The organism is Paraglaciecola sp. QJM3NY_14 (genome assembly GCF_056173245.1).
Genome location: NZ_CM149664.1, coordinates 1,083,498 through 1,096,517, shown reverse-complemented (window position 1 = coordinate 1,096,517; position 13,020 = coordinate 1,083,498). Strand labels below are relative to the sequence as shown.

The following is a 13,020-nucleotide window of genomic DNA, read 5'->3' as shown; positions in this document are numbered from 1 at the left end:
CTGCTAATTAATAAAACTGCGTGATTGGAATTGGGCTAATAATAACACTTCAATCATGACTTATCTTTGCCCACAGTTAACAACAAATGTTGTAATTTTACAACGTTTGTTAAGAAAAGGCGACGCTTTCTGTGCCTCCACTGCCTTAAAAACCGAGTATTTCACCGATTTTTGTCAAAAAGTTACAAGAAGGTTACCAAGTTTGCTGTCGACAATGCTATTCTTGTGCCTACTTCATGATTTTAGTTAAAAATTCTGTGGGCATATGAATATTCTTGAAAAAATAACTCAGCATAAATTAGCGTTCAGCAAGTCAGAACGTAAGGTCGCCGAAGTCATTTTGGCCAACCCTCAAGTCGCTATCCATAGCAGCATCGCCACCTTGGCTAAGATGTCTGATGTCAGCGAGCCCACTGTTAATCGTTTTTGCAGACGCTTGGATACCAAGGGGTATCCTGATTTTAAATTACACCTAGCCCAAAGCCTCGCGAATGGCACCCCTTACGTTAACCGACACGTTGAAGAAGATGATGGCCCTGAGGAATACACCAAAAAGATTTTCGAATCGACTATGGCCTCACTCGAGGTTGCCCGCCAATCGGTTGATATCAATACGATCAACAGAGTGGTAGATTTGTTGACACAGGCGCAAAAAATTTCCTTCTTTGGCCTTGGCGCCTCAGCGTCGGTCGCTCATGATGCCCTAAACAAGTTCTTTCGTTTCAATGTTCCGGTTGTCTATTTTGAAGATATTTTGATGCAGCGTATGAGTTGTATGAACTCATCTGAAGACGATGTCGTTGTGCTTATATCTCACACTGGTCGCACAAAAAGCTTAGTGGAAGTCGCACAAATTGCCCGCAGTAATGATGCTACCGTGGTAGGCATTACCTCGCAAAATAGTCCCTTGGCGAAAGAGTGTAATTTAGTTTTGTCATTAGAAGTGCCTGAAGATACAGACATGTATATGCCTATGGCATCACGTATTGCCCAGCTAACGTTAATCGATATATTAGCGACAGGCTTTACTTTACGAAGAGGTACTAAATTCCGCGAAAACTTGAAACGAGTTAAAGATACCTTGCGAGGCTCTCGTTACGATAAGCGGAATGAACAGTAGGTAAATTTTACAAAGAAAGGCGCCTTAATAACCCTGATTGGTCTGACCTCAGCCCATTTAACGCGCTTTAATAGCTTTTTTTGTTAAAAAATTTCACAATAATGACTTATTAATCTAATATTTTCGTAATTAAATTACGAAACAGTAATTAATCTGTCAGATTCACTTGCTATAATCACACACTGATAGCCGTAAGATTAATGTCAAATTCGATGATATGCGACTGAGTATATTATCTGGTCTATCGTTAATCTGCTGACACAAAATTGTTATACCCGTACACAATATTTATTACCTGCATTCCTGAAACAGTATGCGCCACAACCAGAGCAAATTACCTATGTTAAGACGAACCAAAATTTTAGCTACATTGGGCCCAGCAACAGACACAGTTGAACAAATTGAGGGCATAGTTCAAGCCGGAGCAAACGTTGTTCGCATGAACTTCTCTCATGGCACGGCACAAGACCACATTGACCGTGCGGATAAAGTACGTCAGGTAGCAAAGAAACTTGGCAAATACATCGCTATTTTGGGTGATTTACAAGGTCCTAAAATCCGTGTGGCTAAATTTAAAGAAGGTTCGATCATTCTTGCTTTAGGTGACAAATTCATTCTTGATGCCGATATGGGTCGTGATGAAGGCGACCAAGCAGCTGTTGGTATCGATTACAAGGCACTGCCTAAAGACGTGAACACCGGCGACATTCTTTTGTTAGATGACGGCCGTATTCAGCTTAAAGTAATGGAAGTACAAGGTAATAAAGTTCATACGCAAGTCACGGTTGCAGGTAAGTTGTCGAACAACAAAGGGATCAACCGTCTAGGTGGTGGCCTTTCAGCGGAAGCATTAACTGAGAAAGACAAAGAAGACATTAAGACAGCCGCAATTATCGGCGTTGATTACTTAGCCGTATCTTTCCCGCGCTCAGGCGATGATTTACGTTATGCACGCCAGCTAGCGGAAAAAGCGGGTTGTCACGCAATGATTTGCGCCAAAGTGGAACGTGCTGAAGCGGTTGCCACTGACGAAGCCATCGACGACATTATTGAAGCATCAGATGCGGTCATGGTTGCTCGTGGCGACTTAGGTGTAGAAATTGGTGATGCTGAGCTAGTGGGTGTGCAGAAGAAATTGATTGCCCGTTCTCGTCAGCTAAACAAAGTGGTTATCACAGCCACTCAAATGATGGAATCAATGATCACCAGCCCAATGCCTACACGTGCTGAAGTCATGGATGTGGCTAACGCAGTATTAGATGGTACAGATGCCGTGATGTTATCGGCTGAAACCGCTGCCGGTGATTTTCCAGTAGAGACAGTGGCAGCAATGGCCCGTGTTTGTGTGGGTGCAGAAACCCACCCAAGTGTTAAGATTTCTAAGCACCGCATGGACGAAAGCTTTGGCTCTGTGAGCGAAACATTAGCACTGAGTGCCGTGTACGCTGCAAACCATTTAAGCACAGTGAAAGCCATTGTTGCTTTAACAGAGAGTGGTAGCACACCGCGTTTGATGTCTCGTATCACGACTTCATTGCCGATTTACGCTTTGTCACGTCATGAGTCAACGTTAAATATTATGGCGCTTTACCGTGGCGTTAAGCCGGTATTCTTTGACTCTCGTGGCAGTAGCCCGGGCGAGTTAACCATAGACGTGGTTGCTATCATGAAAGAAAAAGGCATGCTTGAAACAGGCGATCTCTTTATCATGACTTATGGCGATACCATGGAAACCGTAGGCGGCACCAATGCGTGTAAGATTGTAGCGGTTAGCTAAACGGCTCTAGCAGCTATATCAGCAAACTAAATTTGAAGCCGGGACGAATAATATTTATCCCGGCTTTTTTATGCTCTTTAATTTAGTCAAATATCACCAATCCCCTGCATCAACACATTGCCCACATAAAGCGCTATCCCAGGCATGAATTTCTTCTCCATAAGTAACCTTTTAGACCCATAGTTTATTGATAAGCTGACGTGTAAGAACGCCTGCTGAACCTGCAACATTTCAAATCTCCTTAGCGAGTTGATTAACACCAGTGCCGTCCATTATGAATCACACTCACCTTGTATGAGGTGGTTTTTTTTACCTAAAATTGTTGCAAAATCAATATCATGTCGCTTAGGATAGGAATTGTCACTAGGGTAATTAATGCCACATACCCGCCAAGAAAGAAGTGTTCTTACTTCTTATTTAAAACGCTAAAAAAAATATAATTAATCCAGGAACATACATGAAATTTAATCACTTAAAACTCACGGTGGTAGCCGTTGCTATCGCATCCAGTTTGCAGGTTCATGCTCAAAGCAATTCCGATACCAGCATTGAAAGAGTAGAAGTAACAGGCTCGCACATTCGCCGAGGCGACTTAGAAGGCCCCTCTCCTGTCACGTCCTTGTCCGCTGAGGAAATTGCCAACACAGGGGTTACTGATTTAATTGGCTTGTTTACTAAGTTACCCATTGCTGGGCAAGGCACGTTTTCAACCCAAGGCAACAGTAGTGACGGCACAGGCAATGGCGGCTCTAGTGTTTCTCTGCGTGGACTCGGAGCCGATTCAACCCTGATATTGGTTAACGGTCGACGAGTCTCTGTATCGCCTTTTGCCAACTCGATCGATACCGCGTTCGTGGATATCAACAACATTCCCTTATCAGCCATCAAGCGAGTAGACATTTTAAAAGACGGAGCCTCAGCTACCTATGGCTCTGACGCCATCGCTGGCGTTATCAATATCATCATGAAAGACGATTTCGACGGTTTAGAATTGTCGGGAAAATATGGTGATACCGCTGATGGAGGAGGTGCAGAATCAAACGCAAGTTTGCTGTTTGGTACTAGCTCTGACAAATCTAGCCACACCTTTGTATTAGATTATTTCGATAGAGAAGAAATACTCTATGCGGATCGTGATTACGCAAGCTCATCTAATCAGTCCGCTCTTAGGCCAAATGATCCCTACGCGACTGATTTCAGAAGCTCAGCTGGCTACCCTGGGACCATTGCCCTTGCCTCGGATTCCACAGTGCGCTTACCTGACACTTTCGGAAATGACGTATGTCCAGCTGACCAAATAGTGGGGGATTTATGTCGTTATGATTATGCACCGTTTAGTTCGTCTATACCGGCATCAGAGCGCGTTAGCTTTATGTACATGGGTAAGTTTGAGATCAATGACGATGTACGCGCATTTATTGACTTAAACGGACAAAACTCAAAAACCACGATCCGTGGTGCTGGTAGCCCAAGCTTCAATGAATTGTTTATGTCAGGGGACAATATTAATCACCCCTTTGCTGACGACCCTACACATCCTTTCTATCAACAAGATTTAACTATGCGCCGACGCACAGTTGAAATAGGCAACCGAGAAAAACGAGTGGATTCTGATTATTATCGCACGGTAATGGGTCTTGAAGGTGGGTTCGGTGACTGGGATTGGGAAGTCGCTTACAGTTATATTAAAAGTGACTCAATTGAGAGAGGTGTCAATGGCTTTCCTAACTCTCGACGCACCCAAGAAGCCATAGACAGTGGTTTGTGGAACCCCTTTGAGCCTTCAAGCAATTCCCAAGAAGCACTCGATTACATTGAAACCCAAACGACTCGCTATGGTAAGTCCACCAGTAAATCGTTTGATGCGCAAGTGTCAGGTCCGATCATGAATATGTCAGCCGGCGAATTGATGTTGGCAGTTGGCGCTGAGTATCGAGAGCAAGAGATCAGTGATAATCCAGATGATCAGTTCATACGAGGCGAAGTGTTTGGCACTGAAGCAACCCAGGCCAACGGCGAACGGGACAACACGGCTGTATTCGCTGAACTTGCGATCCCTGTCACAGAAACCTTCAATGTTCAGTTAGCCGTGCGCCACGAAGATTATAGCGATTTTGGCACAACGACTGATCCCAAAGTGGCTTTTATCTGGACACCGATGGATGAATTGTCTATTCGAGGCTCTTATGGCACCGCCTTCCGTGCGCCGTCTTTACATCAAATTGGGCTGGGCAGCACGGATGAGTCACCTAACTTAGTCGATAATGTTCGTTGTGATGCAGTGGGCAATGTTAACAAGGCCTGTGAGCCACAAGAGTACACTGCGGTGTTAACTGGCAACCCCGACCTTGGCCCTGAGGAGTCAGAAAGCTATAACTTTGGTGTTATTTATGAAATCACCCAAAGCATTGATTTTTCGTTAGATTATTACAATTATGACATTGAAAATGTGATCAATAAAGACACCCAATTTAAGTTTACCACCCAAGGGAGTAATCCAGAGGTGGTGGAACGATTGCCATCTAATATTCCAGGCGACCCAGGGGAAGTAGTACGTATCTTCGACCAGTTCGAAAATTTAGGGAACATCAAAACCTCAGGTCTTGACCTTGATTTAGGCTATAAAACTGAAACTTCGTTAGGTGACTTTAAGATTAACTACATTTTAAATTATGTATTGAACTATGAAGATATTCGCACTGGAGGTCGCATTGATACCCAAGAAGGACAGTTCGAACAACCCGAAGTGCGCTGGACAACTGCAGGGTCTTGGGTAAAAGACGACTGGAGCGCGAATGTTGCGGTTAACTACATCGGCGAATTTGAACAAGATGCCTCGGTGCGAGTGCAATCCGACGGCACAATATTGCCTGATATTGATTCTATGATCACAGTAGACACAACCGTTAATTTCAGCGGCATAAACAATACAATATTAACCCTTGGGGCAACTAACCTGTTCAATGAAGAGCCTCCCTTTAGCTACCACGATTATATGGGGCATGTAGTGGGCACCCATAACTCGCAAGGTCGCTTCATGTACGTGCAAGCAACTTATAAGTTCTAAATTAGCAAGTGTATCCACTCGCTATCAGCGTGTTTGTTGATAGCGAGTTATTCTCAAAGCCTTCTTGTGCACTCTCCCTTTACACGCTTGCCAACCCATGATCCTCACTTTTTGGGTGAATTCGTCTTCGCTATAGTTAGGCATCAATCAAATAAAGTGAAGCCACCAGCATCTGGTTTTACTATTAGCCCATCTACACTGAAAAGAGATGAATAAGATGAGCACAAATAAAGAATTCGATATCGTCGTTTATGGCGCTTCAGGCTTCACCGGCCGACTTGTAGCAGAATACTTGGCTAAGCAATATAAAGATGACAACAGCTTTAAATGGGCGATGGCGGGTCGTAGCGCTGATAAGCTCGCTCAAGTACGAGATGAAATAGGCGCACCAAAAGATATCCCTTTGGTAGTGGCGGACGCAGAAGATGCATCCTCTATGCAAGCGATGCTTGATAACACACGCTTAATATTGACCACCGTTGGTCCTTATCAGCTTTATGGCTCTGAGCTAGTCGCCATGTGTGCCCAATCGGGTGTTGATTACGTTGATTTGTGCGGTGAACCAGTATGGATGCGCCACATGATTGATGCGAACGAAGCTGCAGCCAAAGAAAGCGGTGCACGCATCGTCTTCTCATGTGGCTTTGATTCCATCCCGTTCGATTTGGGCGTGTATCACTTGCAGCAATTAGCCAAAGAAAAGTTCGGCCATACGTTTAACCGAGTCAAAGGTCGCGTAAAGAAGATGCAGGGGACTTTCTCTGGTGGTACAGCAGCAAGTTTGAAAGCAACGCTAGCGGCTGCCAAGCAAGATCCTAAACAATTCCAGTTATTGCTAAATCCCTTTTCTTTGACTCCAGGGTTTGCAGGTACCGAACAACCTGCAGGAGATAAACCTTATTTTGAAGAGTCACTCAACACCTGGGTCACTCCTTTTATCATGGCTGCCATCAACACCCGTAACGTGCATCGCAGCAACATGTTGCTTAGCCACCAATACGGCAGCGATTTTGTTTATGACGAAATGTTGATGACAGGTCCAGGTGAGAAAGGCGAAAGCATTGCTAAAGCCGTTGCGAGCGATAAAGGCATGATGAAAGACGGCGGCCCTAAACCCGGCGAAGGCCCAAGCAAAGAAGAGCGCGAAAATGGCTTTTATGAAGTTTTGTTTGTGGGTAATGATCAAGATGGTCAAAACCTAACGGTCAGTGTTGGCGCAACCCTTGACCCTGGTTACGGCTCTACGTCACGCATGATTACCGAAGCTGCACTTTGTCTTATTAAAGATGCCGGTGATACCCCAGGGGGCATTTTAACACCTGCCTCAGCCATGGGTGACAAGCTCATTACGCGGTTAGTGGATAATGCTGGTCTGACGTTTAAGCAACTGTAAAAATCTACAGTTAGAAAATCAAAAGCCCAAGCAATGCTTGGGCTTTTTGGTAATTGGATTGTTCGTTAATCTGACAAAAAAATGGGTTTAGTATTCCCACCAAGATTGCTGCCACCACTCCAAAAACTCTTCGAAGTCGATTGAGCCATCATTGTTCTTGTCAATCAAACCAAAACCTTCTTCGACATGACTCGCCTTGGTTTTTGGCGATATGATAGTTAACAATTCAATGAATTCAGTTAGGCCTATTTCGCCATTTTTATCTGTATCAAAATAATCAAATTCTTTACGAATTTCAGCGACCTTTTCTGGCGCTAATGTCTCTTGATTTGCCATGTTTAAACCACATTAATTAAGTTAGGGTGAGTGTACCCTTTCATATAACCCAATGTCTACGCCGACAAGTAAAAGCGCATGAAGCAAGGTGCCTAACCGTTGCTTTTTCCAGCAGCGGTGCGTTGAGCTCGCCTTTGTGCAGCTTTTTGCTGGCGGCGTAATTTTATGGCCTTAGTGGCGTCTTCGCCCACATGCGCTTCGTTGCGTTCGCGCGCAAGGTTCACCTGTTTCTCACGCTCACGAAAGCGTTTAAGTTGCTCTTCGCTATGCGTACCATGACATTTAGGGCAGCTGGCTCCAGCTTCAAAAAGTGGGCTTGCCTTATCTTCTTCGGTAATGGGCAAACGACAGGCATAACACTGGTCGTATTCACTTTTTTGTAAGTCATGATTGACCGCAACCCGATTATCGAAGACAAAACAATCCCCTTCCCATAAGGTGTCGTCTTTCGGGACTTCTTCCAAGTACTTAAGAATGCCGCCTTCTAAGTGGTAAACCTCGTTAAAACCTTGCTCTTTCAAGTACGCGGTTGATTTTTCACAACGAATACCACCCGTGCAGAACATAGCGACCTTCTTATTCTTAGACGGCTCTAAATTGTCTTTAACGTATTGCGGAAACTCACGAAAAGACTCGGTATTAGGATTAATGGCATTTTTAAAGGTACCGATTTCGATTTCATAATCGTTGCGCGTATCGATAACGGTGACATCAGGGTCTGAGATTAACGCATTCCAATCTTTCGGCTTCACATAGGTACCCACAGTACGAAGAGGGTCTATGCCTTCCACGCCCATGGTGACGATTTCTTTCTTTAACTTTACTTTGGTGCGATGAAAAGGCTGGGTTTCGTCCAACGATTCTTTATGAGAAATAGGCGCAATGCGCGGGTCTTCATTCAGGTAGTTCAATAACGCATTGATACCCTCGCGAGAACCAGAAACGGTGCCATTGATCCCCTCTTCCGCTAACAACAACGTTCCTTTAATACCGTTATCTTGCATAAACGTTAACAGGGGTTGGCGCATTTCCTCAAAGTTTTCGAGGGTCACGAATTTGTATAAAGCGCACACGACAACCGGCGCAGATGTTTGATTTTGCATTGTAGTTCCTTGCGATTTGGACCGTAAATCCAGAGCAGTTAATGGGATGCTTAAAAAAGCGCCGGAAATATAGCAAAACCGCATCAAGATTAAAAGTGTAAGCGCAACTGGCCAGCGTTTTACTGACCTAAATCAACCTTTTTTCACGCTTACTACAAAAGCGTACTCTGACTCAGCAACTGTAATGGTCAAAAAAACCATTTTTTAGTCATTTAACAAAACAAACGTTTATATTTCACAACCAAAAAATCGAGGAATCTCATAACCCATTGTTTTTATTGCATTTTAAAATTGGCACTCGGGTTGCAATCACTAAATTAACAAGACGACACATTGCAAACTCTTATTAGAATACTGATTAACTAAAGGAAATACACCATGAAAACATTGACTAAAACGATTGCCGCTTCTCTACTTTCTTTTGCTGTTTTAGGTGCTGCACATGCAAACCAAGAATTGGTCCCTACTGATAACGAAGCTGGCACTAAGTTATGTATTGCAGCGACGACAGGTAGCGTTATCAAAATGAATAAGGCCATGAAATCCAGCAAGGTCACCAAACGTTATGTGACTGAGAAAATGACCTGTAATGGTCAAAATATGGTGGCATTTGTCGAGCAATACGGCGAGAAAGCAGAAAAAATGAATAACTTTCTAACCAACGGTAAATACAGTGAAGAGCGAAACGTCATCGCCAGTGTAAACGCACACTAATCGTTTGGCCGCTAGGAGGCCGAGCGATAACGCCCCGAAAGCCAAATAAAAAATCCGCCTTGAGCGGATTTTTAATGCGTAGCGTTTACCCAGCGATGCTGAGCTCTCGATGTAACCAAGCCTTACCGAACTGCCCATCGCGCTCTATGGTCCTCGGCGACACCGCATAAAACTGTGCGATGTCACTCACTGTTGAGCCAGCGAAAAACTGCAACTCTAAGATTTCAGCTTTTCGTTTATCAAATTTTGCTAAAGCCGATAACGCCGCGTCTAATTCAACAACATCATGGCTAACGGGTTGCTCTGCATATTTATAATCAACGAGAGTGACATGCCTCACCCCTGCCCCACGTTTTTGACTACTGTGTGCCCGAGCGTGATCAACCAAAATACGGCGCATCATATTACTGGCTAGTCGATAGAAATGGGCGCGATCGGCGAAGTCTAATTGGGCGTGTAGTAAATCGATAAAGACTTCATTCACTAACGCTGTAGCTTGCAATGTATGCCCAGCGCGTTCGTAAGACATGTGCTTTTGTGCTCTGCGGTGCAATTCAGCGTAAACCAACTGACTTAAATCCGTAAATGCCTGTTCGCTTCCTGATTGCCAGTCTCGAAGTAGCTGCGTGATATCGCGATCGTTGTTCATATCTTTACACATTGAATAATGGAATAGAGTTGCATAATTCTAGCACAGGAATAGACTATTTTTTAACCGCTTGATATGTATGAACCATGCCGTTAATACATTTTGCGTAAAGGATTAAGGCAAATGAACCACAATGAATGGCAAACAGTACAAGACATCTTTCATCACGCAATTTCTCTGCCCGCAGAGCAACGCAGCGCGTACGTTCAGCAGCAATGCAAAAATGCCTCATCCCTCTATCAAGAGATCATATCCTTATTAGCCCATCATGAGAAAAGCTCTGAAATTGACGCCATCGTAGATTACGCAGCCCATTGCGTTGTTAACCAGACGCCACAGAAGATCGGTGATCTGGTAGACCGTTATCGCTTAGTTGAAATGATTGGACAAGGAGGAATGGGCGATATCTACCTGGCCGAAAGAGCTGATGAACACTACACCCAACGTGTGGCAATAAAAATTAATCGAAATGCACTTGCCAATGCTGACCGTGCATTACGCTTTAAAACCGAGCGACAAATCTTAGCCAACTTAGAACACCCAAACATTGCGCGCTTGCTAGATGGCGGAACCACGCTTACAAATCAGCCCTATCTGGTAATGGAATTCATAGAAGGCACACCTATCGACCAGTACTGCCAAGAAAATAACCTGAGCCTTAATCAACGCCTTAGACTGTTTCAAAAAGTCTGCGACGCAGTGCAGTATGCTCATCAGCACTTGGTGGTGCATTGTGACTTAAAGCCATCAAACATACTCATTACCTCACAGGGGGAGCCTAAATTACTCGATTTCGGTATTTCTAGATTACTCGACCCACAACAGCCCAGCGAACAACATCCAGTTGATGCCAATGCTGATCGCATGCTTAGCCTTCATTATTCAAGCCCAGAGCAAATTTGCGGCGATCCCCTGTCCACCAGCACAGACATTTATTCTCTGGGTGTGATCCTATACAAGCTACTGACCCAACAGCTCCCCTATGAGAACGCACCCGGCAGTTTACATGACGCCATTCTAAAATTTACGCCAGAACCCCCAAGCAAATTGCTGCTACATGATAAATCTCCGCAGGGAAGTGCCAGCAATACTCAGCACACCATGATAAAGGCAAAGGGCGTCGCTGGAGATTTAGACGCTATCACTTTAAAAGCGCTGCACAACAGAGCATCCTTGCGCTATAAAAACGTTACTCAGTTTTCTAATGACCTTGATTGTTACCTGAACCATTTTCCCGTCATGGCGCACCGAAACACTTGGCTTGTTCGTAGTAGAAAATTTCTGCGGCGCAATCGACTTTCTAGCGCACTGGCTGCTTTATTCTTGATTACGATGACCACAACAAGCAGCGCTATTTTCATCCAGTCTCAACGCATTGCTCAAGAGCGTGACACCGCTGAGCAAGAGCGCGGTAAAGCAGTTGCTATCACTGACTTTTTGCACAACATGTTTTTTTCTATTCAGCCTGATAAAGCCCAAGGTGAAGTTATCACAGTGAGGGAAATATTAGATAAAGCCAGTGAAGAACTTAATGAGAGTGACGACCACACACTTTTAGCACAACCTATGGTACAGGCTGCGGTACGGCGCACCATTGGCGATATATACTATCGATTGGGCGTCATCCAACCAGCAATTGAGCACTTAGAAAAAGCCTTAGCACTGCACAGAAAGCATCAAGGGGATGACGCAGGATTCTATCGAGTGCTCAGGGCCTTAGCTAATTCTTATAATCGCGCTGATAAATTTAATTTGCAGCGGCCAATTTTGGAAGAATCAATAGATGTCGCCAAGCGTATCTTTGGTGAAAATGATGAAAAAACATTGGGCGTCATGTCTAATCTTGCCGGCCTTTACAATGATACAGGCAATTCATTTCTGGCAATTAAGCTGCACAATGAAATTTACGACAAAAGCTTACGCGCTTTAGGCCCGTCCAACATTGTCACTATCCTTGCCATCACCAGTCTTGGGGCTGACTACTATGCGTTGGGTGACTATCAAAAAGCCGAAGAATATTTTACCCAAGGGTTAGAAGCATGCTTAAAAGAATGGAACGAGAACCATGGATTGGCTTTGTATAATTTGGCTGGTGTTGGGTATGTACTGGAGCGCTTGGGGCAGTTTGAAGCGGGGTTCATTCCTACAAAAAAACGCTTAGAGCGCGCGCTACATGTACTAGGTGAGCAACACCAAGACACCCTAGACGCCAAGCTGAGTATGGGCCGTATTCAGCTCGGGTTAGGCGAATTCGCTCAAGCGGAGGCTCTGTTCAATGATATTCTACTGGCTTTAACGCACCGTACCGGTAGCCATCACGCCCTCAACTATTCGACGCGCTTTGCCTTAGCACAGCTATATATAAAAACAGATCGCGCCGCTTTAGCATTACCCTTAGCCCAGCAAACCTTAGTTAAAGCCAAAGCCGTATGGGCAGAAGATAACCTGAAGGTACTGTTTGGCACCCAGATATTGGCCGATGCACTCGTCGCTGAGCAACAATACCAAAAAGCTATCACGCATTATCAACAAATTTTGAACAGTCGCCAACGCAGTATCGAAAAGGAGCAAATGCAAAATAAACAATTTGAAATTGATCACCAGCAGGTCAAATACGTCGAAGCATATAATGCCCACTTAGGGTTGGCCAAGGCGTATATAAAGCTAGAGCAAAATGCCGACAGCATTGAACACTTGCGCGGTGCATTGAGATTGAATCAAGCCCATCCATCCATGGTAGCGACTGACCTGCCATGGGTGTTGGCCTCCTTACTCAACGAATACGAAGACTCGGGAAACGTAAAACAAGCTTCAAACATACGTGCCCAGCTTATCGCACTAGACCCGCGATCTCCCTAATT

10 protein-coding genes are annotated in these 13,020 nt (G+C 44.5%); 6 read left to right on the top strand and 4 right to left on the bottom strand.

Annotated elements, in window-relative coordinates; all coding sequences use genetic code 11:
• The first annotated feature begins 265 nt into the window (after positions 1 to 265).
• Both AC0VYA_RS04610 and pyk read left to right on the top strand, forming a co-directional pair.
• Positions 266 to 1,120: a MurR/RpiR family transcriptional regulator gene (locus tag AC0VYA_RS04610; protein WP_006990603.1), complete on the top strand. Its 855-nt coding sequence runs from the start codon at positions 266 to 268 to the stop codon at positions 1,118 to 1,120.
• Positions 1,121 to 1,460: 340 nt separating this feature from the next.
• Positions 1,461 to 2,897 (top strand): pyruvate kinase, encoded by a 1,437-nt coding sequence (pyk, locus tag AC0VYA_RS04605; RefSeq protein ID WP_475490222.1) that lies wholly within the window; start codon positions 1,461 to 1,463, stop codon positions 2,895 to 2,897.
• A gap of 86 nt (positions 2,898 to 2,983) precedes the next feature.
• On the opposite strand, the gene AC0VYA_RS04600 is transcribed toward pyk, so the two are convergent.
• Positions 2,984 to 3,127, bottom strand: a complete 144-nt coding sequence (locus tag AC0VYA_RS04600) for a hypothetical protein (protein ID WP_475490221.1) — start codon at positions 3,125 to 3,127, stop codon at positions 2,984 to 2,986.
• 227 nt (positions 3,128 to 3,354) lie between these two features.
• Between AC0VYA_RS04600 and AC0VYA_RS04595 the strand changes: the two genes are divergently transcribed.
• Entirely contained in the window at positions 3,355 to 5,964 is a 2,610-nt protein-coding gene (locus AC0VYA_RS04595; protein ID WP_475490220.1) for a TonB-dependent receptor plug domain-containing protein, read from the top strand.
• A gap of 217 nt (positions 5,965 to 6,181) precedes the next feature.
• On the top strand, positions 6,182 to 7,357 hold the full coding sequence (locus tag AC0VYA_RS04590) for a saccharopine dehydrogenase family protein (protein ID WP_041713360.1): 1,176 nt from the start codon (positions 6,182 to 6,184) through the stop codon (positions 7,355 to 7,357).
• Between the two features lie 87 nt (positions 7,358 to 7,444).
• Here AC0VYA_RS04590 and AC0VYA_RS04585 read toward each other — a convergent pair whose 3' ends face one another.
• Entirely contained in the window at positions 7,445 to 7,693 is a 249-nt protein-coding gene (locus AC0VYA_RS04585; RefSeq protein ID WP_475490219.1) for an EF-hand domain-containing protein, read from the bottom strand.
• Positions 7,694 to 7,785: 92 nt separating this feature from the next.
• The gene (trhO, locus tag AC0VYA_RS04580) at positions 7,786 to 8,796 is read right to left on the bottom strand and encodes an oxygen-dependent tRNA uridine(34) hydroxylase TrhO (RefSeq protein ID WP_475490218.1); all 1,011 of its coding nucleotides are present in this window, start codon (positions 8,794 to 8,796) and stop codon (positions 7,786 to 7,788) included.
• Between the two features lie 378 nt (positions 8,797 to 9,174).
• Between trhO and AC0VYA_RS04575 the strand changes: the two genes are divergently transcribed.
• Positions 9,175 to 9,510, top strand: a complete 336-nt coding sequence (locus AC0VYA_RS04575; protein ID WP_011573849.1) for a DUF3718 domain-containing protein — start codon at positions 9,175 to 9,177, stop codon at positions 9,508 to 9,510.
• 85 nt (positions 9,511 to 9,595) lie between these two features.
• On the opposite strand, the gene AC0VYA_RS04570 is transcribed toward AC0VYA_RS04575, so the two are convergent.
• The gene (locus AC0VYA_RS04570; protein ID WP_475490217.1) at positions 9,596 to 10,159 is read right to left on the bottom strand and encodes an ECF-type sigma factor; all 564 of its coding nucleotides are present in this window, start codon (positions 10,157 to 10,159) and stop codon (positions 9,596 to 9,598) included.
• Between the two features lie 123 nt (positions 10,160 to 10,282).
• Between AC0VYA_RS04570 and AC0VYA_RS04565 the strand changes: the two genes are divergently transcribed.
• Positions 10,283 to 13,018 (top strand): protein kinase domain-containing protein, encoded by a 2,736-nt coding sequence (locus AC0VYA_RS04565; RefSeq protein ID WP_475490216.1) that lies wholly within the window; start codon positions 10,283 to 10,285, stop codon positions 13,016 to 13,018.
• The last annotated feature ends 2 nt before the right edge of the window (positions 13,019 to 13,020 follow it).

What these genes read in the sequence shown, in the direction of transcription:
- trhO (WP_475490218.1), bottom strand. Translation starts at nt 8,796, where the DNA reads ATGCAAAATCAAACATCTGCGCCGGTTGTCGTGTGCGCTTTATACAAA.
- AC0VYA_RS04610 (WP_006990603.1), top strand. Translation starts at nt 266, where the DNA reads ATGAATATTCTTGAAAAAATAACTCAGCATAAATTAGCGTTCAGCAAG.
- AC0VYA_RS04565 (WP_475490216.1), top strand. Translation starts at nt 10,283, where the DNA reads ATGAACCACAATGAATGGCAAACAGTACAAGACATCTTTCATCACGCA.
- pyk (WP_475490222.1), top strand. Translation starts at nt 1,461, where the DNA reads ATGTTAAGACGAACCAAAATTTTAGCTACATTGGGCCCAGCAACAGAC.
- AC0VYA_RS04570 (WP_475490217.1), bottom strand. Translation starts at nt 10,159, where the DNA reads ATGAACAACGATCGCGATATCACGCAGCTACTTCGAGACTGGCAATCA.
- AC0VYA_RS04585 (WP_475490219.1), bottom strand. Translation starts at nt 7,693, where the DNA reads ATGGCAAATCAAGAGACATTAGCGCCAGAAAAGGTCGCTGAAATTCGT.
- AC0VYA_RS04575 (WP_011573849.1), top strand. Translation starts at nt 9,175, where the DNA reads ATGAAAACATTGACTAAAACGATTGCCGCTTCTCTACTTTCTTTTGCT.
- AC0VYA_RS04590 (WP_041713360.1), top strand. Translation starts at nt 6,182, where the DNA reads ATGAGCACAAATAAAGAATTCGATATCGTCGTTTATGGCGCTTCAGGC.
- AC0VYA_RS04600 (WP_475490221.1), bottom strand. Translation starts at nt 3,127, where the DNA reads ATGTTGCAGGTTCAGCAGGCGTTCTTACACGTCAGCTTATCAATAAAC.
- AC0VYA_RS04595 (WP_475490220.1), top strand. Translation starts at nt 3,355, where the DNA reads ATGAAATTTAATCACTTAAAACTCACGGTGGTAGCCGTTGCTATCGCA.